At 68.8% G+C, this 21,149-nt stretch carries 20 protein-coding genes; 11 read left to right on the top strand and 9 right to left on the bottom strand.

Annotated elements, in window-relative coordinates; translation table 11 throughout:
* Window positions 1–28: 28 nt before the first annotated feature.
* The 4 genes from pdxT (at window position 29) to AB0F68_RS04455 (ending at window position 4,772) form a co-directional block, all read left to right on the top strand.
* A complete protein-coding gene (pdxT, locus tag AB0F68_RS04470) occupies window positions 29–688 on the top strand; it encodes a pyridoxal 5'-phosphate synthase glutaminase subunit PdxT (RefSeq protein WP_357332963.1) in 660 nt (219 codons plus the stop codon).
* Between the two features lie 269 nt (window positions 689–957).
* On the top strand, window positions 958–1,710 hold the full coding sequence (locus AB0F68_RS04465) for a YebC/PmpR family DNA-binding transcriptional regulator (protein WP_357332962.1): 753 nt from the start codon (window positions 958–960) through the stop codon (window positions 1,708–1,710).
* 10 nt (window positions 1,711–1,720) lie between these two features.
* The gene (locus AB0F68_RS04460; protein ID WP_357332961.1) at window positions 1,721–3,280 is read left to right on the top strand and encodes a recombinase family protein; all 1,560 of its coding nucleotides are present in this window, start codon (window positions 1,721–1,723) and stop codon (window positions 3,278–3,280) included.
* Window positions 3,281–4,409: 1,129 nt separating this feature from the next.
* Window positions 4,410–4,772, top strand: a complete 363-nt coding sequence (locus tag AB0F68_RS04455; RefSeq protein ID WP_357332960.1) for a hypothetical protein — start codon at window positions 4,410–4,412, stop codon at window positions 4,770–4,772.
* Between the two features lie 68 nt (window positions 4,773–4,840).
* Here AB0F68_RS04455 and AB0F68_RS04450 read toward each other — a convergent pair whose 3' ends face one another.
* Window positions 4,841–5,287 (bottom strand): hypothetical protein, encoded by a 447-nt coding sequence (locus AB0F68_RS04450; protein ID WP_357332959.1) that lies wholly within the window; start codon window positions 5,285–5,287, stop codon window positions 4,841–4,843.
* 969 nt (window positions 5,288–6,256) lie between these two features.
* On the opposite strand from AB0F68_RS04450, the gene AB0F68_RS04445 reads away from it, so the two are divergent.
* The 4 genes from AB0F68_RS04445 to AB0F68_RS04430 all read left to right on the top strand — a co-directional run bounded on the left by AB0F68_RS04445 (window position 6,257) and on the right by AB0F68_RS04430 (window position 9,473).
* Window positions 6,257–6,427, top strand: a complete 171-nt coding sequence (locus tag AB0F68_RS04445) for a hypothetical protein (protein WP_357332958.1) — start codon at window positions 6,257–6,259, stop codon at window positions 6,425–6,427.
* A gap of 103 nt (window positions 6,428–6,530) precedes the next feature.
* Complete coding sequence (locus AB0F68_RS04440; RefSeq protein ID WP_357332957.1) at window positions 6,531–7,712, top strand: phage major capsid protein; 1,182 nt, start codon at window positions 6,531–6,533, stop codon at window positions 7,710–7,712.
* A gap of 83 nt (window positions 7,713–7,795) precedes the next feature.
* On the top strand, window positions 7,796–8,908 hold the full coding sequence (locus AB0F68_RS04435) for a phage portal protein (protein ID WP_357333324.1): 1,113 nt from the start codon (window positions 7,796–7,798) through the stop codon (window positions 8,906–8,908).
* 409 nt (window positions 8,909–9,317) lie between these two features.
* Window positions 9,318–9,473 carry a hypothetical protein gene (locus tag AB0F68_RS04430; RefSeq protein ID WP_357332956.1) on the top strand — a complete coding sequence of 52 codons (156 nt, stop codon included), beginning with the start codon at window positions 9,318–9,320 and terminating at the stop codon, window positions 9,471–9,473.
* A gap of 394 nt (window positions 9,474–9,867) precedes the next feature.
* Here AB0F68_RS04430 and AB0F68_RS04425 read toward each other — a convergent pair whose 3' ends face one another.
* The 4 genes from AB0F68_RS04425 to AB0F68_RS04410 form a co-directional block, all read right to left on the bottom strand.
* Window positions 9,868–10,482 carry a DUF2637 domain-containing protein gene (locus AB0F68_RS04425; protein ID WP_357332955.1) on the bottom strand — a complete coding sequence of 205 codons (615 nt, stop codon included), beginning with the start codon at window positions 10,480–10,482 and terminating at the stop codon, window positions 9,868–9,870.
* Window positions 10,483–10,502: 20 nt separating this feature from the next.
* A complete protein-coding gene (locus AB0F68_RS04420; RefSeq protein ID WP_357332954.1) occupies window positions 10,503–11,087 on the bottom strand; it encodes a helix-turn-helix domain-containing protein in 585 nt (194 codons plus the stop codon).
* A 402-nt stretch (window positions 11,088–11,489) separates the two neighbouring features.
* Window positions 11,490–11,888: a hypothetical protein gene (locus AB0F68_RS04415; protein ID WP_357332953.1), complete on the bottom strand. Its 399-nt coding sequence runs from the start codon at window positions 11,886–11,888 to the stop codon at window positions 11,490–11,492.
* A gap of 178 nt (window positions 11,889–12,066) precedes the next feature.
* A complete protein-coding gene (locus AB0F68_RS04410; protein ID WP_357332952.1) occupies window positions 12,067–12,657 on the bottom strand; it encodes a hypothetical protein in 591 nt (196 codons plus the stop codon).
* Window positions 12,658–12,841: 184 nt separating this feature from the next.
* Between AB0F68_RS04410 and AB0F68_RS04405 the strand changes: the two genes are divergently transcribed.
* A complete protein-coding gene (locus tag AB0F68_RS04405; protein WP_357332951.1) occupies window positions 12,842–14,230 on the top strand; it encodes a serine/threonine-protein kinase in 1,389 nt (462 codons plus the stop codon).
* 9 nt (window positions 14,231–14,239) lie between these two features.
* Here AB0F68_RS04405 and AB0F68_RS04400 read toward each other — a convergent pair whose 3' ends face one another.
* Window positions 14,240–14,794: a hypothetical protein gene (locus AB0F68_RS04400; protein WP_357332950.1), complete on the bottom strand. Its 555-nt coding sequence runs from the start codon at window positions 14,792–14,794 to the stop codon at window positions 14,240–14,242.
* Window positions 14,787–15,326, bottom strand: a complete 540-nt coding sequence (locus AB0F68_RS04395; RefSeq protein WP_357332949.1) for an RNA polymerase sigma factor — start codon at window positions 15,324–15,326, stop codon at window positions 14,787–14,789. The genes AB0F68_RS04400 and AB0F68_RS04395 overlap by 8 nt, the downstream gene beginning before the upstream one ends.
* 164 nt (window positions 15,327–15,490) lie before the next feature.
* Between AB0F68_RS04395 and AB0F68_RS04390 the strand changes: the two genes are divergently transcribed.
* A complete protein-coding gene (locus AB0F68_RS04390; RefSeq protein ID WP_357332948.1) occupies window positions 15,491–16,060 on the top strand; it encodes a GNAT family protein in 570 nt (189 codons plus the stop codon).
* A 64-nt stretch (window positions 16,061–16,124) separates the two neighbouring features.
* Here AB0F68_RS04390 and AB0F68_RS04385 read toward each other — a convergent pair whose 3' ends face one another.
* Both AB0F68_RS04385 and AB0F68_RS04380 read right to left on the bottom strand, forming a co-directional pair.
* Window positions 16,125–17,069, bottom strand: a complete 945-nt coding sequence (locus AB0F68_RS04385) for a permease prefix domain 1-containing protein (RefSeq protein ID WP_357332947.1) — start codon at window positions 17,067–17,069, stop codon at window positions 16,125–16,127.
* Complete coding sequence (locus AB0F68_RS04380) at window positions 17,066–17,407, bottom strand: PadR family transcriptional regulator (protein ID WP_357332946.1); 342 nt, start codon at window positions 17,405–17,407, stop codon at window positions 17,066–17,068. The genes AB0F68_RS04385 and AB0F68_RS04380 overlap by 4 nt, the downstream gene beginning before the upstream one ends.
* A gap of 186 nt (window positions 17,408–17,593) precedes the next feature.
* Here AB0F68_RS04380 and dnaE point away from each other — a divergent pair, with 186 nt between their 5' ends.
* Window positions 17,594–21,127: a DNA polymerase III subunit alpha gene (gene dnaE, locus AB0F68_RS04375; RefSeq protein ID WP_357332945.1), complete on the top strand. Its 3,534-nt coding sequence runs from the start codon at window positions 17,594–17,596 to the stop codon at window positions 21,125–21,127.
* The last annotated feature ends 22 nt before the right edge of the window (window positions 21,128–21,149 follow it).

Raw genomic sequence — 21,149 nt, 5'->3', positions numbered from 1 at the left:
CCCGTCCGACGAGCGAGAGGAGCGAGGAGTGACCGCACCCGTCATCGGTGTGCTCGCCCTCCAGGGCGACGTGCGCGAGCACCTCGCCGCCCTGGCCGGGGCCGGCGCGGACGCCCGTCCGGTGCGCCGCTCGGCCGAGCTGGACACGGTCGACGGCCTGGTGATCCCGGGCGGGGAGTCGACCACCATCAGCAAGCTCGCCGACATCTTCGAGATGCGCGAGCCGATCGACAAGCGGATCGCCGGCGGCATGCCGGTCTACGGCTCCTGCGCCGGCATGATCATGCTGGCCGACGAGGTGCTCGACGGCCGCCCCGACCAGCGCGGCTTCGCCGGCATCGAGATGACCGTCCGGCGCAACGCGTTCGGCCGGCAGGTCGACTCGTTCGAGGCGCCGGTGGAGATCACCGGGGTCGAGGGCGAGCCGTTCCACGCGATCTTCATCCGGGCCCCCTGGGTCGAGCGGGTCGGCGCGGGCGTCGAGGTGCTCGGCCGGGTCACCGACGACGACTCCAGGTCGCAGCGTGGCGTCGGACGCGCCGAGCTGGAGTCGTCGTCCGGGCCGGCCGCCGGCCGGATCGTCGCGGTCCGGCAGGGCCACCTGCTGGCCACCTCGTTCCACCCGGAGCTCACCGGCGACCTGCGGCTGCACCGCTACTTCGTGGACCTGGTCCGGGCCGCCGCCTGACCTCCCGGCGGGCCCTTTTGTCCTGGTTGGGACGTCGACTGGCAGGTTTTCCGGGCCCGGCTCGTCGTGCTCCGGCAGGGGCCCCGCCCACCTCGCCGGGCCGGCCGCGGTGCCGGGTGTGACATGCGGGGACGCGACCTCGATAGGATTGCCGCGGTTCGGCAGGGCTCACCGCCCGCCGCCGCCCCCCAGCCGACCGCCCGGCGGTCCCGGTTCGGCGCGGGCGCGGACAGTCGACGCAGGCGTGAGTCAACAGACGGAGGTATGAGATGTCCGGCCACTCAAAGTGGGCGACCACCAAGCACAAGAAGGCCGTCATCGACGCCAAGCGCGGCAAGATGTTCGCCAAGCTGATCAAGAACGTCGAGGTGGCGGCCCGGACCGGCGGCGGGGACCCGGCCGGCAACCCGACGCTCTACGACGCCATCCAGAAGGCCAAGAAGAACTCCGTCCCGAACGACAACATCGACCGCGCGGTCAAGCGCGGCTCCGGGCTGGAGGCCGGCGGCGCCGACTACCAGACGATCATGTACGAGGGCTACGGCCCGAACGGCGTCGCGCTGCTCATCGAGTGCCTCACCGACAACCGCAACCGCGCCGCCACCGAGGTGCGCACCGCGCTCACCCGCAACGGCGGCTCGTTCGCCGACGCCGGCTCGGTGTCGTACATGTTCTCCCGCAAGGGCGTGGTGATCGTCCCGAAGGCCGGCACCAGCGAGGACGACGTGATGATGGCCGTGCTCGACGCGGGCGCCGAGGAGGTCAACGACCTCGGCGAGGCGTTCGAGGTGGTCTCCGAGCCGACCGACCTGATCCCGGTCCGCACCGCCCTGCAGGACGCCGGCATCGAGTACGAGTCGGCCGAGTCCTCCCTCATCCCCAGCGTCAACGTGCCGCTGGACGAGGAGGGCGCGCGCAAGATCTTCAAGCTGATCGACGTGCTTGAGGACTGCGACGACGTGCAGAACGTCTACGCCAACTTCGACGTGCCGGACGAGACGCTAGCACAAATCGAGGTGTAGCCTCCGCCCCGTGCGCGTACTTGGGGTGATCCGGCTAAGCCGGGAGACGGACGAAACCACGTCGCCGGAGCGGCAGCGGCAGGGGTTGACCGATTGGGCCAGGGCCCACGGGCACACCATCGTTGGCTGGGCTGAGGATTTGGACGTGTCGGGGGCGGTACCCCCGTGGGAACGGCCGGAGCTGGGTCGGTGGCTGGGTGACTCGCCACCGGCCCCGTTCGACGTTGTGGCGGGAATGAAGATCGACCGCATTTCCCGTTCCCTGCTGCACTTTGTGCAACTGATCGACTGGGCCCGGGAACACGGGAAGTACGTTGCCGCATACATGGATGCCGTGGACACGTCCACGGATACCGGGGAGCTGGTCGCAAAGGTTCTAGCGATCTTTGCTGAGTTTGAGCGGAAGACGATTGCCGCCCGTTCCGCTGATTCCCGGCGGCACGCCCGCCAGGAGGGCCGTTGGCACGGTGGCAGCGTGGCCTACGGCTACCGGCCGGTGAAGCATCCCGGCGGCAAGGGCTGGACGCTGGCGCACGACACGGAAACGCTGCCGATTCTGCGGGCCATCGTTGCTGATGTGATCGACGGGAAGGCCACTGCCGCTATCGCCCGTGACCTGAACGCCCGGGGCGTTCCCTCGCCCCGTGACCATGCGGCAGCCCGTGACGGGAAGACCCGGGTTCACAAGGACGGGACGCCCCGGAAGCCTCAAGCGTGGACCGACACGACGCTGCGGCGCATGCTCGTTTCCCGGGCCCTGCTGGGCCAACTTGAGCATCAGGGCCGCGTGGTGAGGGGTGATAGCGGGCTACCCGTCCAGCGGGCGGAAGCGTTGATCCCGGAGGCGGATTGGAAGGCGTTGCAGCATGCACTAGACGGGAAGCGCCGGCCAAAGTACCGGGCCGCCCCGGCGGCCCTGCTGAGCGGTCTAGCTTTCTGCGGCGAGGATGGTTCGCCGCTTCACTTTCATTGGATGTTCAAACCTCAGCGGAACCAGGAATACCGCTATTACCGCTGCTCTGCTCGTACAAAACAGGGGGCGGATTGTGCGGCGAAAGCGGCCAGGGCGGAAGAGTTGGAGGCTGACGCCCTGGCGGTGTTTCTGGGCATGGTCGGTGACCTTGAGGTTGAGGAACGGCGGCTGATCCCGGGCGAGGATCACACGGCGGAGCTGGCCCGCGTAGACCAGGCGCTCACGGAGCTACGGGATGACCGGGCCGCCGGTCTGTATTCCGGCGACCGGGGGACCGCTGAGTATCGGGCTATGTACCTGAGCCTTGAGGGGAAGCGGGCCGCCCTGGCGGAGCTGCCCAACGTCCCGGACCGTTGGGACATGGTGCCCACCGGGCGGACGTTCCGTGAGACGTGGGACGCGCTGGCGACGGTGGAGGAACGGCGGGCGTTCCTGGCTGACGCTGGCCTCCGGGTGAACGTCCACGCTCAGCCCGTGCGTACACGGTCCCTGATCCCTGGCACGCCCTCTGGCGAGGCAACCGGGGGCCGGGTGTCGGTTGAGATTCCGCACGACCTACAGCGGCGAGTGTTGGAGCGTGCCGCTAGAACGCCCTGAGAGCCGCTGAGAGCCACGAACTAGCCCCGGTAGGTGTCCCAGCCTGCCGGGGTTTTTCATGCCCCGGTGGCCCTGTTGGGGGCCGATAGAGTAACCGCGCGGCCCCAATTGAGGGCCGCCGCCAATCTTGACGAACCGTTTACACGGCGTGGCTCTGCCATGCCCTTTTACCGGGAGGTTTACGTTGAACGCTGACAGGTGCATTACTTGGCAGGGCCACACCATTTGCGCCCCGGAGGGTTTCAGCGTCGCGGAATGGGCCGACGCTGCCTCTGATGATCCCGCCATGAGTGAGGCTGACGTTATCGGCATCTGGGAGATAGCCGGGGCGTTTGCTGCTGCGGGTATCGAATGACGGCCCCGAGCTGCCCTCACGGCCTCAAGGTGCTTTCACCTGGCCGTGACTACTGGAATTGCCCGGGGCCCGTTGACAGGGCCCCGTGCCCTCCGCAGCGTGTGAGCGAATCTCCCGCCGTTGGTGCCGTGGTCCGTGATTCCGCCCCGGTGGCGACGGGGACCAGGGGGAAGCGTCCCGGGCCCGGGGTGGTGACTCGCCTTGACTGGCTGGATTCCCTCGCGTGGGCAGTGGCGAACAAAAAGGGTGGCCTCACGTCCACTGACCTACTGATCGGGCATGCGTTTACACGGGGTGCGTTTCACTACGCCACGGGCCGCCAGACGGACCACCGTACGTATCCACAGATTGCCACGGCTGCCGGCCTCAAGGGGGATGACTCCGTGGGACGGTTCTTCAAGCGGACCAAAGCGGTTGGCTACCTCCGGGAGATTCCCAACAGCGGTAAGCGGTTCGTTGAGGGCCAGAAACGGCCGACCATGCTGCACCAGCTTTCCCTACCTGATTGGGCCACCCGCTCACCAGCGGAGTAACCACCCGCTCAGGAGCGGAACCATGTAAGTAGTAAGAGAACAAGTAACGAGCCAGGCCGTAAGCCTGGCTCTTTGCCTTGGTGGTTGACCGACAGGGAAACCACCCAACAGGGCAGCCCTTAACGGGGCTGCCCATAGTCGTCTAAACCCCTTCCGCAAACCACCCCGGCTAAACGAAGAGAGTGTTTCGCGGCTACCCGCGAGTAGCTTATGGGTTGCGAGGGTGAGTCACCCTTACCGGGTGACCACCCGCATTCAGCGTCAGTTGAACGCTGCCCGCCGTCCCCGGGCTACCGTGCCCGCCAGTCCCGGCCGCTCGTTCGGCCGTGACGTCCTGGTCAACGTGCTAGCCAACCTGATAGCTGCTGCTGTGGTCTACCTGGCGGCAGTAGCCGCCGGTTACATCACGGCTGACCGCGTAGCTGTCACTGTCGCTGTGGCCCTGGTCCTGTGGCCCGCTTGGGAGATTCTAAATTTCCCGTTCATAATCAACGAAGACATAAACGGCAAACCTCTGCCGAGGTGGGTTAGATGGGCCTTCCTTGCTGGTGACGTGATTTTCTTCGTGCTCGGCCTCTGCTTCCTGGTCTACGTCTGGCGCTGACGGGCAACGGCTAGACATTCCCGGGTTACGGGAAAGGCGGCAGAGCAGCCCCTATGCCTTACCTGTGCCTATTCGGTACGACGCCTCATGGCTTGGTGTAACTCGTCGTACATCACGGTAACCACGCTAGCGAAGAAGTCGTCGTCGTCGTTTTCCGGGTCCGTCGCAAGCGACTTGACGACGGCAGGATTCTTACGTATCTCCTTTACTCGGTCGTACTCAAGCTTTGTGAGCAGATTCCAGACGGGTAAGTCGTCCTCAGGCAAGAGCCAGACCTTTGACAGTACCGATCCGTCGATCTGCGGCAACAGACCTGCCTCGCCTCGCTCGTCCCGGTTGACGATGCCATCCAGGAGATTGCTTAGCTCTCTCAGGATCTCCAACTCAAACGCTGTGCTTCCGGCAGCCTTCGCTACCTGGTACGCACGAATGGCGAGGAAGAGACCGAAGAGTCCTGCCGTCGTTGCAAGGGCGTTGAAGATGAAGCCTGCGTAGTCAATCCAGTCACGATGCACGGCTGTCATCGTGGCAGACAGCGTCAAGGGTGCTCATGACCACGGCAGGCAGGTACAGGGGGAGGGGGACCCTGAAAAGGCTGGGCGACTTTTTCCCCGGACCCATGTCCTTAGGCGAAAGTTTGTGCGCGTGACAACGTGACCGCAGCCGGTCACGGATAGCAAGAATCCGCGGTTGACCTGCATAAACGCGGAATTGAGCGTGACGCCAATTGTGAGACAACGTGACATCCGCATGTCACGTTTTAGGGAGGGAGACTGAGATTCATAACTTCAAGAAATGCCGAGCCTGTAAGGCCCCGGTCAGGGGCAACCGCTATTTCTGTGACAAGACGGAATGCCAACGGAAGGCGGCTGCCGAACGGAAGGCCCGTAGCCGTGCCGGGAGGGGGGCGAAACCTGCCGGCCCCGGTGTGGTTGAGCAGGACCAGGGGGACGGGCTGGATGACCTTGAGCGGTTCCTTGCCGAGTGGGGGGACAAGTGACCACGGCAAAAGATTATCGCTGGTGCTCGGTTCATAGGGTTGGGCACCACCTGGACGCTGGGGCGTGCCCGGACTGGCTGGACGCGCTGCGGACCAGGGAAGCCGTTATTGAGCAACGCCGGCAGGAATGGCGACGCGCCCGCAACCGGGCCCAACGGTGGCGGCAGTGCCTTGTGTGCTCGCGGCGGTTTGACGCCGGGCAACCCCGGCGGGGACGGCCGGTAGAGCTGTGTTCGGCAGCCTGTCAGGAAATCCGGGACAACGACCGGCGGAAGCTACGGCACGCCGGCATCACTACCCGGGTGCCTAAGTCGGGGGCACGGCCCCGGAGTGTGCTCCGAATGTCCCCGGAGGTGGCATCGTTCTTTGATTCATTCGGCAACGAATGGTCCGCCGATTAAATCGCATAGGTAGGGAAGAACCACCGTAAGGGGGTCCGGCTACGGCCGGGCCCCCTTTTCTATTGAAAAGGAGTTGAGAACACATGGACAACCTGACTACCGCTCTCGCGGAGCTGCCGGCCGATGACCTGGATTCGATGATTTCGGAGTTTGTCGCGCGGCTTGAGTTCTGCCTTGAGACTGGCCGCAACGAGTGGGCTAACGCTTATCGGGCACTTGCCGTCGCTGCTATCACCGCCCTTGAGAGCAAGTAAGCGCAACAACTGAATAGACAACTCCAAAACAACTGAATAAGCAACTCAATTCTTTAGCCGTCCCAATCGGGGGCGGCTATTTTTGTTGATTGGAGAAACTGTCTTGACCGCACTTGACAATGTTGCCCTGCACGCTAAGCGGGCGGCACTCGTTAACAACCTGATTCAGATTGCCGACAACCCGGTCCTTTCGATTGAGGCGCGCAACGCCGCCATTGACGCCCTGGACCCGGCGGAGCAGCGGACCACCACCGAGGTTGAGCCGGTGGAGACTCGCGCGGCCGTCCAGGCTGAGCAGCGATCCGCCATCGCCGCCAACCCGGTTGGTCTGCCCGGTGCGCGTACTGAGGTGCGCGCTGGTGACCTGCTCTCCGCTGAGGTGCGGGCCCTGACTGGCGCGTCGGGCATGGGAGCCGTGTTCACCCCGGCTGAGCAGGCCGGCTATGTGCTGGACTTCCTGGCCAAGTCGTCCGTCATCATCCGGTCTGGCGTCAACGTCATTCGGACCAGCGGGGACAGCATCGTTATCCCGCACATGACCAGCGACGGCACCGCCGGTGCTATCGCTGAGGCGGGCACCATTCCACTGTCGGACCCGAACGCTGAGGCGCTTACCGCCGTTCCGCGTAAGTTTGCTCAAGGCACCCGGGTTCCCAATGAGGTTCTGGCGGACAGCAAGCCAGCCGCCCTGGACCAGCTTTCCCGGAGCCTTATCCGTTCGGTTGGTCTGGCGTACGACCTTTCCGCGTTTGAGGGTAACGGCACTGCGCCGGCCCTTCGTGGTCTTAAGAGCGTGGTCGGTATCGGGACCTTCCCGGTTGTCGCTAACGGTTCCGTTCTTAGCAACCTGGACCCGATTGCGGACGCTCTGGGCCTGCTGGCTGAGGCGAACGCTGACGATGAGAGCGCGGTTATTGTCATGCCGCCGCGTACCTGGCGCGCGATTCTCAAGCTGAAGGAGGCGACGGGTTCTAACAAGTCGCTGATTCAGGACAGCGCGGGCAGCGCGTCTAACGGCGTTTCCCGTTCGCTGTTTGGTCGGCCGGTGTTCCTGTCTGGCAACCTGGCGCTCAATGAGGTTGAGGGCACTTCCGGTGCCGTCTGTAACAGCATTTACGTCTACGTGCCTTCCGAGGTTTACGCCGTGGTCCGTGAGGACGCGGTGTTTGACGTCAACCCGTACGTGTACGGCGCGACTGACGAAACCCTCGTTACCGCGAAGATGCGCGCTGACATTCTGGTGCCCAACCCGGCGGCTGTTGTCCGCGTTACGGGCGTCAAGTAATCAACCCACGTAGTGGCCTGGCCCCTTTTGGGGTCGGGCCCCTCTTTGTGTAAGGAGGTGACCCATTGGGTTTCTGGGATCGAATGAGGGAACGTCGGGCGGCACCAGCCGCCACTAGCGGGGCTCTTGCCGCTCTCGCCAATCAGGGGCCTACGTGGGCGGGTGTCCCGGTCAGCCAGGATTCTGCACTTTCCCTGTCTGCCGTTTACACCTGTGTAAGCCTGATTGCTGACGCCGTGGCAGCTCTGCCCGTTGACGCTGTGCGGACCATTGGTGAAACCAGGAAGCCGGCCCCGGGGCCGGTGTGGCTGAGTAAGCCCAACCCGTTTGATACGCCGTTTGACTTCTGGCAGAAAGTGATGACGTCACTTCTGACGGATGGAAACTGTTTCGTCCGGGTGTATCGGAACGGTGGGGGCAAGGTTGTCGCCCTGGTCCCACTCGACCCCCGCACGGTGCGGGTTGAGCTAACCGAGGACGGCAGCGGCGTTCTTTACAAGGTCGCTGATGTGACCTTGTTTGACCGGGACGTTATCCACGTCAAGGGGTTTGCTCAGGCAAACAGTCTCCGTGGTCTGTCCCCGCTGGAGAATGCCCGGCAGACCATTGGTGCCGGGTTGGCTACCGAGGAATTCGGGGCCCGGTTCTTTAGCCAGGGCACCACTCTTTCCGGTGTGGTGGAACACCCCGGCAAGCCCACGCCGGGTGAGACTGCCATCTTGGGCCGGATGCTTAAGAAGTCTCACGCGGGCATCAAGAATAGTCACGCTGTCGGCATTCTTACCGGCGGGGCTACGTGGAAACAGATTAGCGTCACCCCGGAACAGGCACAGTTTTTGGAGACTCAGCGGTTTAACCGGCTTGCTATCGCTGGAATCTTCCGCGTACCGGCTTACATGCTTGACCCCACGGTTGCCAGTTCATGGGGCAGTGGGGTGGAAGAGCAGCACAATTGGTTTGTCGCTCAAACGTTGATGCCGTGGCTGGTTCGGATTGAGCAGGCTTTCTCCGCCATCCTGCCGGCTGGTCAGAGTTTGCATTTCAACGCAAACGCCAGGATGCGGGTTAAGACGTCGGAACGCTATGAGGCGTACCGGGTTGGCATTGAGGCGGGTTTCTTGTCCGTTGATGAGGTGCGAGCCCTTGAAGACCGCGAGCCGCTGGCTGGGGGCGGAGAAGGCGAGGTTCTCCCCTGAGGAAAAGTCCGCTTGGGACACATTTGCAGCGGACCTGCCGCTAGCTTCTGCGGTGAAAGTGGCTTTCCTCCCCCTTCATTCGCTGCGGGGCTCTTGGGACCGGGGACTCTGACGCTCTACTCTCGAACGCGAAGGCAGGCGGTAACCCAAGGTGCACGCAGGCTGTTGGGTTAGCGAGTGCCTGGTTTGGCCTTACGATGGGCCAAGCGCAAGCACCGACACGCCGACGGGCGAGCCCAACTTGACCGAGGCCCGCCCGGCCGGCTGCAATTGATCGCGGTAACGACGTCGTCGCACGAAACCCTCCCTACAGGGGGGCGGAAAGAGCGAACGCCCGGTGGCTAGACCGGGCGTCGCTGGCGACTCCGTTGTTACTCCACCGTGCCCCGGTTTCAGACAAGGAGTCAGCGTGCCGACCGTAGCAACAAACGAGCAGGACGACAACGGGACACGGAATCCGCACTCCGTGATCCTGGACTACCTCAAGACGGCACCGGGCGTGCTCAGCGGGGTAGCGGCTGTGCTCGCTGCCCTGACCGGGCTACTCGCCCTGCTGGTTAGGTAGCGGCGTGAGGGAGGGGCGGTATTGGCCCGCCCCTCCCCTGCCGCCTCAGTCGGTGGCGGCTACCTGGCCAGTCTCAAACGTGGCGAACAGGATTCCGTCAGGGTGTAGGACAACCTCAGTGCAGACAGCCTCCGGGGGGAGCTGGGCGGCCAGCTCCGCCAGGCGGACAGGGGTAACCGGGGGATCAACGTACGTGACAAAGACGTTGGCGGAGTCCTGTACGACTCTCACTGCGTAAACCTCCTGTGCTGTGCAACCCTCCCGCGCTACCGGCGGTTGGCCCTCTTAACTAGGAGCCAGACCAGACCGCCGACGAGCACGGCTGACGACACGACACAACAGAGCACGGCAACGTGCCACGGCTTGAGAGCACCCATGGCGCGGGACCGTACACCTACCCGGCGACGTTCAGGACTTGGCGCAGCCTCCGGGGAGTCACCCCGAGTGCGGAAGCCACACCTTCCCGGGTGGTGCCAGGTTCCGCCAGCATGGCGGCGGCCAGGCGGCGGGTTTCCGCCACCGGGCGGCGAACCCTCCGGGGCTTCACACCTTCCGGGGGCACGGGCCCGCTGGGGCCGTCCGTGGGGGTCACCGCGGATTCGTCAGGCGTCGATTCTTCCGGGGCCGTTTCCCGTTGTGCCACAACGGTTCCCGCTACTTCCGCCGGAACATCGGGGGTCCGCTTCCCGGAACGGGCCAGTACCTCAACCAGCACCAGCAACGCCACGGCGGGCCAGGCAGACACCACGCGGGCCACTACGCCGGGCGGAGCAGCAATCACGTTGGCCGCGAGGCTGGCGGACACGCCGAGGATGAACGCAACCCAAGCCGTGAAGCGGCTACGCCTACCGTCACCAAGGGCCAGGGCCCCAACCAGGGTGAGGCCATCGACGGAGAACGGGAGCAGAGCGGCCAACAGGGCCGGCTGACCGGCCCGTTCGGCAACCACCCGCATGTGATCGAACGAGGCCACGGCGGCGATCACGGTTACCGCCACGGTGCCAGCCATGCTGGCGAACCTACGGGCGTTCAACGGCCACCGGCCAGGGCCTCAGAGCGGCACGGGCCACAGTTGCCCCGGGGGCTGCCCCGGTGGCTGGGGCACTGCTCCGCCCTGTCAGCTACCGGCAGAGCGGCCCCACGCCGCTCCGGGTACCCGTACGGCTGCCGCTGCTGCTGCGGGTTGTTGCTCTTGGCTCCGGGGAGGAATCGGCGGAGCGCGCCAGCGCGACCCTTCAACTTAGATTGATCTTCAAGAGCTTCCCGTGCCAACTTCCCGCTATCCGTGGCAGACCCGGCGGCCTGGTTGGCAGTGTCAGGGCCCGGAATGGCAGACCCCGGGCCCGTGGGCGTCACAGCGTCAACAACCAGCCGGTAGACGTTCGACGCGATCCCGGCAACCTTGCTCACGACCAGGCGGCCAACGGCGACTAGCCGGGACAGCACGCGGTGAACGGTCCGAGGGCTAACCCCGGAGTAGTCCGCGATGGTCTGGACCGAGGGCCACGCCTGGCCCTCCCGGTTGGTGTGGGCGGCAATGGCGACCAGCACCAGCCGCTCATTGGGGCGGAGATCCTTAGACGCCAACAGGGCAGCCTTAACAGCCTGGCTCATCGGGCACCGCCACGGGCCCGGAAGGTCGCCAGCACGGCGGCAACGTCAGAGGGCGTCAGGGTGTCCCGGCGGGCCCAACCCGCCAGCAGGGCGGCAGCCTCACGGCGGTTACGGGGGCGGAGCGGGGTGAGAGCGTCCACCGCAAGGGCGGCGGCAGGGGTTAGGGTTTGCATGTCGGGGTACCTCCCGGCCAGGGCCCCGGGCGGTTGCCAGACCGCGCCGGGGCCGTTCAGTTTGGGCGGCACCCCGGGGAGGGCGGTTGTGATCCCGTGTCCCCCGACGTCTCCGACGAGGTCATGGCCGCGGTCGGCTGAGGTCGCCGGACGCGCCGCCGAGCCGACCATGCGTCGGTTCGGCGGCGCGTTTTCCGTACCCGGCGGCTCGCTGAACCGGCCGCCTGGGTCAGTCGCTCTTCGTGCGCTCCACGATGGCCGGCAGAGCGTGCACGAACGAGGCGAGGCTCTTGTGCGGCTCACCGTCCAGGACCCGGGCGGCCAGCCCGAACGGGAACCCGGACACGCCGAGCGCCGCGACCGCCGGCGCCCCGCGTGACATCTCGTGCTCGACCCACTCGCCGGCGTAGGCCCGGATGACGACCTCGCCCGTGTAGGCGCCGATCAGCTGCCACCACAGGTCGAGGCGCTCCTCGGCGAGCGGCCCGTCGGCGAGCAGGTCGGCGCACACCTCGTCGAGCGTCGACAGGCTCTCGGGTGACCAGTCCAGCCGGCGACCGAACTGCCGGGAGACCAGGTCCACGCATTCGCCGGCGAGGGCGTGCAGGTACGTCGGGTCGGCACTCATGGCTGGCGATCCTCGCACAGATCATGTCACGCTACCGCCCCGCCGGGACGGTGGTAATTCCGTCTCGTCCACCGTCTCCGAGTGGTCGTGACCTCGGTCGGCCGACCTCGACCACGATGCGTACCGGTCGCGCCGGGCGACCTGGTCGCCCGGCGCCCGGTTGTGCCCGAACCGGAGTTCAGCAGGACGGGCCCTGTCGGAAGCCGCGCTCCACGTAGGACGCCGGCCCGGCCTCGAAGTAGCCGACCCCGGGGCGGATCGGGTGGCCGGTGAACAGCTCGACCCGGGACCCGAACCGGACCAGGTACGCCTCGGCGTTCCCGGCATCGTTGCGGATCAGCGCGCCGCGCCGCCCGTAGATGCGCTCCAGTTCGGCGAAGGACATGCCGACCGATGCGCCGGCCGGGGAGCTGGGGACGGTGGCCGTGCCGACCGACACCAGCCGGCCGTCCCGGAAGGCCAGCAGGATCACCCCGGCCCAGGCCCCGGTGGCGCCGGCGTGCAGCATCCCGGCGCACCCGGGCGCCGTCCAGTCGATCAGGCCGGCCGCCGCGAGCCGGTCGAGCCGGGCGCCGATCCGGTACGGGCCGGCGCCGCGGACGCTGAGCACCTCGACCGCCGCGGCGGCCGCCGGACCGCCCACCGGCGCGGGGTCGGCGGTCGCCCGGGTCGCCGGCACACCGGCCGCGGCCGGGGAGGCGACGGTCACCGGGACGACGGCGGTGAGGGCCAGCAGTCCCGTGAGGACGATGGACCAGAGTCGGTTCATGACGGGTTTCCTTCCGTTCGGTTCTCCTGCCCTGTTGGTCTCCGGCCCGGCCGGTTCGGTTCGTCGGGTTTCCGACCCTCCGGCGCGGGGCCGCCGGTCGACTCCGCCGGGAGTGCCGCCGGCCGGCTGCGGCGTCTACCGTCGAGGGAACGGCGGCCGGGGTGGCCATCCCGGAGGTGATGCGATGACCGCGCCGACGCGGATCGGGGCCTACCGGGTGGAGCGGCTGCTCGGGGCGGGGTCGTTCGCCACGGTCTGGCTCGCGTACGACCCGGTGCTCGACGGCCGGGTGGCGATCAAGGTGCTGGCCGAGAACTGGTGCCACGACCTGCGGGTGCGGGAACGCTTCCTCGACGAGGCCCGGCTGCTGCGCCGGCTTGACCACGACCGCCTGGTCCGGGTGCACGCCGTGGGCGAGCTTCCCGACGGCCGCCCGTACGCAGTGCTGGCCTGGGCGGACGGCGGCAGCCTCCGGGACCGGCTGGCGGGGGGTCCGCTCCCCGCGGCCGCGGCCGTGACGCTGCTCGACGAGATCGCGGCGGGGGTCGCGGTGCTGCACCGGCACGGCATCGTGCACCGTGACCTCACTCCGGGCAACATCCTCTTCCGGTCGGGGCCGGGCGCCGAACGGGTGCTCATCGCCGACCTGGGGCTGGCCAAGGCGCTCGCCGCCGCCTCCGGGCTGACCGCCCGGGCGGGCACCCCCGGCTACATGGCGCCCGAGCAGGACGACCCGCTCGCGGTCGTCGACACCCGCGCGGACGTGTTCGGGCTGGGCCGCCTCGGCCTCACGCTGCTCGGCGACGCCGTGCGGGGCGGTCCGCGGGAGGACCGGCGGGTTGGCCCCGAGCTGCCGCGGCTGCGGGCGGGCGTGCCGCCCGCGGTGGCCGCCGTGCTCCGGACGGCCACCGCCGCCCGCCCGGCTGGCCGCTATCCGGACGCGGCCGCGTTCCGGGCGGCACTCCGCCGCGCCGCGGCGACCCCCGCCGACGGTGCGTCCCGGCCGCCGCGGCCGGACCGGCCGCCGGACCGACGTCGACTCGTCCCGGCCGGGGCGGTCGCCCTGGTGCTCGTCGTGCTGGGTGCGGCGGCGGGTGATGCCGGAACCCGGAGCCCGGCCGGCGCCGCGGGGCGCAGCGGGCCGCTCACCGTCGCCCTGCCGGCCGGCTGGCGGGCCGACGGCACCGGCTGGGCCGGGCAGTACGGCGACGACGGCGAGCTGGAGCCGGCGCTCGTGGTGTCCCCGGACCCGGGCCGCTGGGCGGCGGATCCGGGCGTGCCCGGCGCCTTCGTCGGCCTCTCCGCTGGCACCGCCCGCCGCACCACCCCGGAGGGCTTCCTGGCCGAACGCCCGCACGCGGACTGCGCCGCGGCGCCGGTGCGGCGCACCCGGCAGGGCGGTGTCGACTGGATCGTCGCCGCGTTCGCCTGCCCCGGCGCCCGGCCGGTGATCGTCGAGGCCGCCGGGCGGGCCCCCGGTCCGGCCGGCGTGCTCTACGTGCAGCTCACCCCGCCGACGGGCAGCGGCCCGGGCTTCGTCGACGCCCTGCTCGCCGGGGTCCGGGTTGGGTAGGCCGCCCGGTCAGACCACCACCACCGTGATCGGGTACGTCCGGCCGTCCTGCGGGATCGTCACCACGACGGTGCCGGCCCGCACGAACCGGATGTCCACCACGCCGGCCTCGTAGCTGCGGGAGACCAGGTCCTCCCGGTCCACGCTGACCTGACCCGGCCCGATGCCCCGGATGCGCAGCACCCCGCCGGTGGCGAAACAGAGCGACTTCACCAGCGCCAGTTCGGTCTCGGCGAGGACCAGGTCGTAGCGGACCGCGCCGAGACACGCGCTCGGCAACGCGGTCGGCGCCGAGGTGGCCGGCCGGGCCGTTCGGCTCCGGGTCGCCGCGGGCGGCGCGGGGCGCCGGCTCAGCGGCGTGACCGTCGACGGTTCCGGGGTGGGTGCGGTGGAGGTGGACGGCGCGGCGGCGGCCTCGGTGCTCGCCGCCGCCGCGGGCGGCCGGACCGGCAGCGGCGAGACCGGGCGGTCGGCGCAGGCCGGCGCCCCCGCGAGGACGACGACGGCGGCGAGGGCGGGGGTCGCGGCGGCACGCCGGCGGCACCGGCGGGGCGGCTCAGCCATCGGACATCCGCTGTCGCACCTGCCGGCGGGCCTGGTGGATCCGGGACTTCACGGTCCCCTCGGGCAGGCCGAGCAGGCCGGCGATCTCGCGGTAACTCAGCCCGAGCACGTCCCGCAGGGTCACCGCCTCGGCCAGGTCAGGCGGGACGGCGTCGAGCGCGTCGAGCAGGTCGAGCCGGGTGCCCGCCACCACGCTGGTCCGTCGGGGATCGGGCGGGTCGGGCAGCGGCACGCCGCCGGCCTCCAGCTGCCAGCGTCGGCGCAGCACCCGGTAGGTGGAGCGCGCCCGGTTGGCGGTGAGCCGGTACAGCCAGGTGTGGAACGACGACCGCTCCTCGAACCGGGTGATCCCCCGGGCCAGCGCCAGCAGCGCGTCCTGGCAGGCCTCCTCGGCGTCCTGGCGGTGGGGCAGCAGGCGGGCGCACTGGCGCAGCACCTCGGGCCGCACGGCGACCAGCAGCGCGTCGAGGGCGTCGCGGTCGCCGCGCGCGGCCGACCTGGCCAGCTCGTCGGTACCGTCCGGGAGAGGCATCAGCTCGTCCAGTGCTCGCCGGTGGGGCGGGATTCCAGGCTATGCCGACCACCGCCCGAACAGCCCGGACGAGTCCGGCAGCCGACGCAACCCCCCGGCGTGCAGCACGGGATCGCCGGGAAACCCGGCTGACCGGCCGGCCCCCGCGCCCGTACCCTGCCGGCATGCTCGTCCCCGACCTGCCGCTGCGCACCGATCGCCTGCTGCTGCGCGCCTTCACCCCCGCCGACCTGGCCGTCCTGCGCGACTACCGCGGCCGGCCCGAGGTCTGCCGGTTCCTCTACCACGAGCCCTACGACGACGCCGCCGCCCGGGCGGCGATTGACCGGATGGTGCGCCGCACCGCACTGCGCGCGCCGGGCGACGTGCTCAACCTGGCCCTGGTGCTGCCGGAGACCGGCGAGTTCGTCGGCGACGTGCTGCTCAGCTGGACCAGCGGCGAGCACCGGCAGGGCGAGATCGGCTACGTGGCGCACCCCGACCACACCGGCCGGGGGTACGTCACCGAGGCGGCCCGGGAGCTGCTGCGGCTCGGCTTCGACGGCCTCGGGCTGCACCGGATCGTCGGCCGGCTCGACGCCCGCAACACCGCCTCGGCCCGGGTGCTGGAGCGTCTCGGCATGCGCCGCGAGGCCCACCTGCGGGAGAACGAGTTCGTCAAGGGCGAGTGGACCGACGAGGCCGTCTACGCCCTGCTCGCCCGGGAGTGGCGGGCCCTGGCGGCCCGCGCCTGAGCCCTGCCGCGAAGCGGCCGGCGCGCCCCTCGTGAGGGAGGGCGCGCCGGCCGGCGGCGTGCGGTCAGTCGGCGGCCTTACGGGCCTTGACCGCGCTGTCGATCACGTCCCAGACCACGACCACGGCGGTCACCACGGTGGCGATCTGGGCCACGTCCTCCGCGCCGCCCTCGCGCAGCCAGGCGAACCGCTCGATCAGCGCCGGGTTGAGCAGCCGGTCGGTGAGCAGCAGCCAGACCAGCGGCACCGCGAACGCCAGGTTGAGCACGGCGTTGACCGCGACCAGCGGCCAGGTCCACCGGCCCGCCCGATACTTCGCGATCTCCAGGCCCATGGTGGCGACCAGCACCACGATCAGCGCCGGCAGCCAGAAGCTCCAGAGCGCCGGGTCGATCATCGGCAGCCGCGAGCCGTCCCCGGAGAGCCAGGGCTGGAAGTGCTGCCAGGGCAGGATCGCGATGGTGGTGAGCAGGAACACGATCGAGGCGCCGGCGTCGACCAGGGTGACCTGCCGCTCCCGGGTCTCCTCCGGCAGTTGGTCGACCGTCCACTTGGGCAGCTTCAGCGAGGTGTCGGTGCGCTCCAGCACGGCGAAGCTCAGGGTCACCCAGAAGGCGATCTGCACCGCGGTCTGCAGGCCGCTCGCGATGCCCGCGCCGATCGCCGCGTCCGGTTCGCCGCCGACCGTCGCCTTGACCACGCCGGTCACCACGCCGACGATCGCCGGGATGAAGGTGAGCAGCAGCCGCAGCACCCGCCACCAAACCAGGAAGTAGCGCGGGCCGATGAGCTGGAGGCGGCGGTCGGTGTAGCGGGCCGCGAGCTGCTCGGGGTTGCCCAGCTCGGTGAGCACATCCCGCTCGGCGGCGCCGCGGTCCTGCCCGCCGGCGGCCCGGTCGTCGATCATGTCCTCGATGGAGGCGCGCAGCTCGTCGGCGAGTTCCGTTCGGCGCTGCGTCGGCACGGCCCGCAGCGTGGCCGCCAGATAACGGTCGGTCAGGGAACTCATCGGTCCACTCCTTCGATCAGCTGGGTGACGGACGTCTGCACCGCGCCCAGTTCGTCGAGGAGGCGGCCCAGCACCGCTTCGCCCTCGTCACTGGTGCGGTAGAACTTGCGCGGCCGGCTCTCCTCGGTGTTCCACTCGCTGGTCAGCAGCCCCTGCTCCTCCAGCCGCCGGAGCAGGGGATAGAGGGTGTTGGCGTCGACCGGAAAGCCGTGCGCGGCCAGCCGTTGCAGCAATGCGTAGCCGTAGTCGGGCCGGCGCAGGGCGACCAGGCTGGCCACCACCACCGTGCCGCGCCGTAGCTCCTGGAGATGGGTCCGAAGGACCTCCTCGCTCACCATGCACCACACGATAGTGTGTGTCACACACCATGCGCAAGCGATACAGCATCGTGTGCGCCAGCACCATCGGGACGGAGAGACCCGGGCCACCCTCGGCGCGGACGATGGAGCCCGCCGGATCGCCTCGGTAGGGTGGGTCGGTCGACTCCGACCCAGCCTTGATCCACACCCCGGGGGGCGCCACGCATGGGCGATTCGTTCGCGCATCTGCACGTACACACCGAGTACTCGATGCTCGACGGGGCGGCCCGGCTCAAGGACCTCTTCGCCGAGGCCGCGCGGCTCGGCATGCCGGCGGTGGCGATCACCGACCACGGCAACATGCACGGCGCGAACGACTTCTACAAGCAGGCGATGGCCGCCGGGGTCAAGCCCATCCTCGGCGTCGAGGCGTACGTGGCGCCGGAGTCGCGCTTCCACAAGCAGCGGGTCAAGTGGGGCCGCCCGGAGCAGAAGAGCGACGACGTCTCCGGTAACGGCGCGATCACCCACATGACCATGTGGGCGGCGAACCGGGACGGCCTGCACAACCTGTTCAAGCTCAACTCGCGCGCCTCCATGGAGGGCCACTACGTCAAGTGGCCCCGGATGGACATGGAGCTGATCGCCGAGCACGCCGAGGGCATCATGGCCACCACCGGCTGCCCGTCCGGCGCCGTGCAGACCCGGCTGCGGCTCGGCCAGTTCGACGAGGCGCTCAAGGTCGCCGCCGCCTACCAGGACATCTTCGGCAAGGACAACTACTTCCTGGAGATCATGGACCACGGCCTCGACATCGAGCGCCGGGTCCGGGACGGGCTCACCGAGATCGCCCGCAAGCTCGACATCCCGCCGGTGGTCACCAACGACTCGCACTACACCCACGAGACGCAGGCCGAGGCGCACGACGTCCTGCTCTGCGTGCAGACCGGCAGCAACGTCGCCGACCCCAACCGGTTCCGCTTCGAGGGCGGCGGCTACTTCGTCAAGTCCGCCGAGCAGATGCGCGCGGTCGACTCGTCCGAGCTGTGGCAGCAGGGCTGCCGCAACACCCTGCTGGTCGCCGAGAAGGTCGACCCGGCCGGGATGTTCGAGTTCCACAACCTGATGCCGCGGTTCCCGATCCCGGCGGGGGAGACCGAGGAGTCCTGGTTCCGCAAGGAGACGTTCAAGGGGCTGGAGCGCCGCTTCCCGAACGGCATCCCGGAGGGGCACGTCGTCCAGGCGGAGTACGAGCTGGGCGTCATCATCCAGATGGGCTTCCCGTCCTACTTCCTCGTGGTCGCCGACTTCATCCAGTGGGCGAAGAGCCAGGGCATCGCCGTCGGCCCGGGCCGCGGCTCGGCCGCCGGCTCGCTGGTCGCGTACGCCCTGGGCATCACCGACCTGGACCCGATCCCGCACGGCCTGATCTTCGAGCGGTTCCTCAACCCCGAGCGCATCTCGATGCCGGACGTCGACATCGACTTCGACGAGCGCCGGCGCGGTGAGGTGATCCGCTACGTCACCGACAAGTGGGGCGAGGACAAGGTTGCGCAGATCGCCACCTTCGGCACCATCAAGGCGAAGGCCGCGATCAAGGACTCGGCCCGGGTGCTCGGCTACCCGTACGCGGTGGGCGACCGGATCACCAAGGCGATGCCCCCGGCGGTGATGGGCAAGGACATCCCGCTCTCCGGCATCTTCGACCCGAAGCACCCGCGCTACGCCGAGGCGGGTGAGATCCGCGGCCTCTACGAGTCCGACCCGGACGTCAAGAAGGTCATCGAGACCGCGAAGGGCATCGAGGGCCTGATCCGGCAGACCGGCGTGCACGCCGCCGGCGTCATCATGTCCGCCGAGCCGATCATCGAGCACATCCCGCTGATGCGGCGGGACGCCGACGGCGTCATCATCACGCAGTTCGACTACCCGACCTGCGAGTCGCTCGGGCTGCTGAAGATGGACTTCCTCGGCCTGCGCAACCTCACGATCATCGACGACGCGGTCAAGAACATCCAGCTCAACCACGGCACGGAGCTGGACCTGCTGGGCCTGCCGCTGGACGACAAGTCGGCCTACGAACTGCTCGCCCGCGGCGACACCCTGGGCGTGTTCCAGCTCGACGGCGGGCCCATGCGCTCGCTGCTGCGGCTGATGAAGCCGGACAACTTCGAGGACATCTCCGCTGTGCTGGCGCTCTACCGGCCCGGCCCCATGGGTGTGGACTCGCACACCAACTACGCGCTGCGCAAGAACGGCCTCCAGGAGATCACGCCGATCCACCCGGAGCTGGAGGAGCCGCTGCAGGAGATCCTCGCCCCCACCTACGGCCTGATCGTCTACCAGGAGCAGGTGCAGCGCGCGGCGCAGATCCTCGCCGGCTACACGCTCGGCCAGGCCGACCTGCTGCGCCGGGCGATGGGCAAGAAGAAGAAGGAGATCCTCGACAAGGAGTTCATCCCGTTCCGGGACGGCTGCCGCGAGCGCGGCTACTCCGACCAGGCCATCCAGGCGGTGTGGGACGTCCTCGTCCCGTTCGCCGGCTACGCGTTCAACAAGGCGCACTCCGCCGCGTACGGCCTGGTGTCGTACTGGACCGCCTACCTCAAGGCGCACTACCCGGCCGAGTACATGGCGGCGCTGCTCACCTCCGTCGGCGACGACAAGGACAAGATGGCGCTCTACCTCTCCGAGTGCCGCCGGATGCGCATCCAGGTCCTCCCACCGGACGTCAACACCTCGGCCGGGCCGTTCACCCCGGTCGGCGAGGACATCCGGTTCGGCCTGGCCGCGGTGCGCAACGTCGGCGCGAACGTGGTGGCCGCGATCATGCGCTGCCGGGAGGAGAAGGGCGAGTACGCCGACTTCTACGACTTCCTGTCCAAGGTGGACGCGGTGGCCTGCAACAAGAAGACCATCGAATCGCTGATCAAGGCGGGCGCCTTCGACTCGCTGAAGCACACCCGCAAGGGCCTGCTCGCCGTGCACGCCGACGCCATCGACGCGTACGCCGACGTCAAGCGCAAGGAGGCCGTCGGCCAGTACGACCTGTTCGGCGCCGGCTTCGGCGACGCGGACAGCGGCGGCAGCACCACGGTCATGCCGGTCATCGGCGAGAGCGAGTGGGACAAGCGGGACAAGCTCGCCTTCGAACGGGAGATGCTCGGCCTCTACGTCTCCGACCACCCGCTCTTCGGCCTGGAGCACGTGCTCGGCGCGGCGGCCGACACCACCATCGCCGCGCTGTCGGAGGAGGGCACCGTGCCCGACGGCGCGGTGGTCACCCTGGCCGGCATCCTCTCCGGCGTGCAGCGCCGGGTCACCAAGCAGGGCCGGGCCTGGGCCTCGGCCACGCTGGAGGACCTGGCCGGCGGGGTGGAGACGCTCTTCTTCCCCAACACCTACGAGGTGATCGGGCAGTACATCGCCGAGGACGCCATCGTGGTGGTGAAGGGGCGGGTCGACCGCCGCGACGACACGCCGCGGATCATGGCGATGGACATGCAGATGCCCGACATCAGCAGCAACCCGGCGAACAAGCCGGTCACCCTCACCATCCCGGTGCACCGCTGCACGCCGCCGCTGGTCGAGAAGCTCAAGGAGACCCTGGTGCTGCACCCGGGCGACACCGAGGTGCACGTCAAGCTGCTCAACGGCGGCAAGGTCACCACGCTGCGCCTCGGCCCGTTCCGGGTGGCACCGACCACCGCGCTGATGGGCGACCTGAAGAGCGTCCTCGGCCCGGCCAACGTGAGCTGACCCGCCGCCGCGGCGAGCCCGG

It is taken from the genome of Micromonospora sp. NPDC023966, from assembly GCF_040639095.1.
Classification (GTDB): Bacteria; Actinomycetota; Actinomycetes; order Mycobacteriales; family Micromonosporaceae; genus Micromonospora.
This window is presented reverse-complemented; position numbering and strand designations above follow the sequence as displayed.

Coding starts and splice junctions, on each gene's coding strand:
- AB0F68_RS04465 (WP_357332962.1), top strand. CDS start 958: ATGTCCGGCCACTCAAAGTGGGCGACCACCAAGCACAAGAAGGCCGTC.
- AB0F68_RS04445 (WP_357332958.1), top strand. CDS start 6,257: ATGGACAACCTGACTACCGCTCTCGCGGAGCTGCCGGCCGATGACCTG.
- AB0F68_RS04435 (WP_357333324.1), top strand. CDS start 7,796: ATGAGGGAACGTCGGGCGGCACCAGCCGCCACTAGCGGGGCTCTTGCC.
- AB0F68_RS04425 (WP_357332955.1), bottom strand. CDS start 10,482: ATGGCTGGCACCGTGGCGGTAACCGTGATCGCCGCCGTGGCCTCGTTC.
- AB0F68_RS04420 (WP_357332954.1), bottom strand. CDS start 11,087: ATGAGCCAGGCTGTTAAGGCTGCCCTGTTGGCGTCTAAGGATCTCCGC.
- AB0F68_RS04415 (WP_357332953.1), bottom strand. CDS start 11,888: ATGAGTGCCGACCCGACGTACCTGCACGCCCTCGCCGGCGAATGCGTG.
- AB0F68_RS04410 (WP_357332952.1), bottom strand. CDS start 12,657: ATGAACCGACTCTGGTCCATCGTCCTCACGGGACTGCTGGCCCTCACC.
- AB0F68_RS04405 (WP_357332951.1), top strand. CDS start 12,842: ATGACCGCGCCGACGCGGATCGGGGCCTACCGGGTGGAGCGGCTGCTC.
- AB0F68_RS04400 (WP_357332950.1), bottom strand. CDS start 14,794: ATGGCTGAGCCGCCCCGCCGGTGCCGCCGGCGTGCCGCCGCGACCCCC.
- AB0F68_RS04395 (WP_357332949.1), bottom strand. CDS start 15,326: ATGCCTCTCCCGGACGGTACCGACGAGCTGGCCAGGTCGGCCGCGCGC.
- AB0F68_RS04390 (WP_357332948.1), top strand. CDS start 15,491: ATGCTCGTCCCCGACCTGCCGCTGCGCACCGATCGCCTGCTGCTGCGC.
- AB0F68_RS04385 (WP_357332947.1), bottom strand. CDS start 17,069: ATGAGTTCCCTGACCGACCGTTATCTGGCGGCCACGCTGCGGGCCGTG.
- AB0F68_RS04380 (WP_357332946.1), bottom strand. CDS start 17,407: ATGGTGAGCGAGGAGGTCCTTCGGACCCATCTCCAGGAGCTACGGCGC.
- dnaE (WP_357332945.1), top strand. CDS start 17,594: ATGGGCGATTCGTTCGCGCATCTGCACGTACACACCGAGTACTCGATG.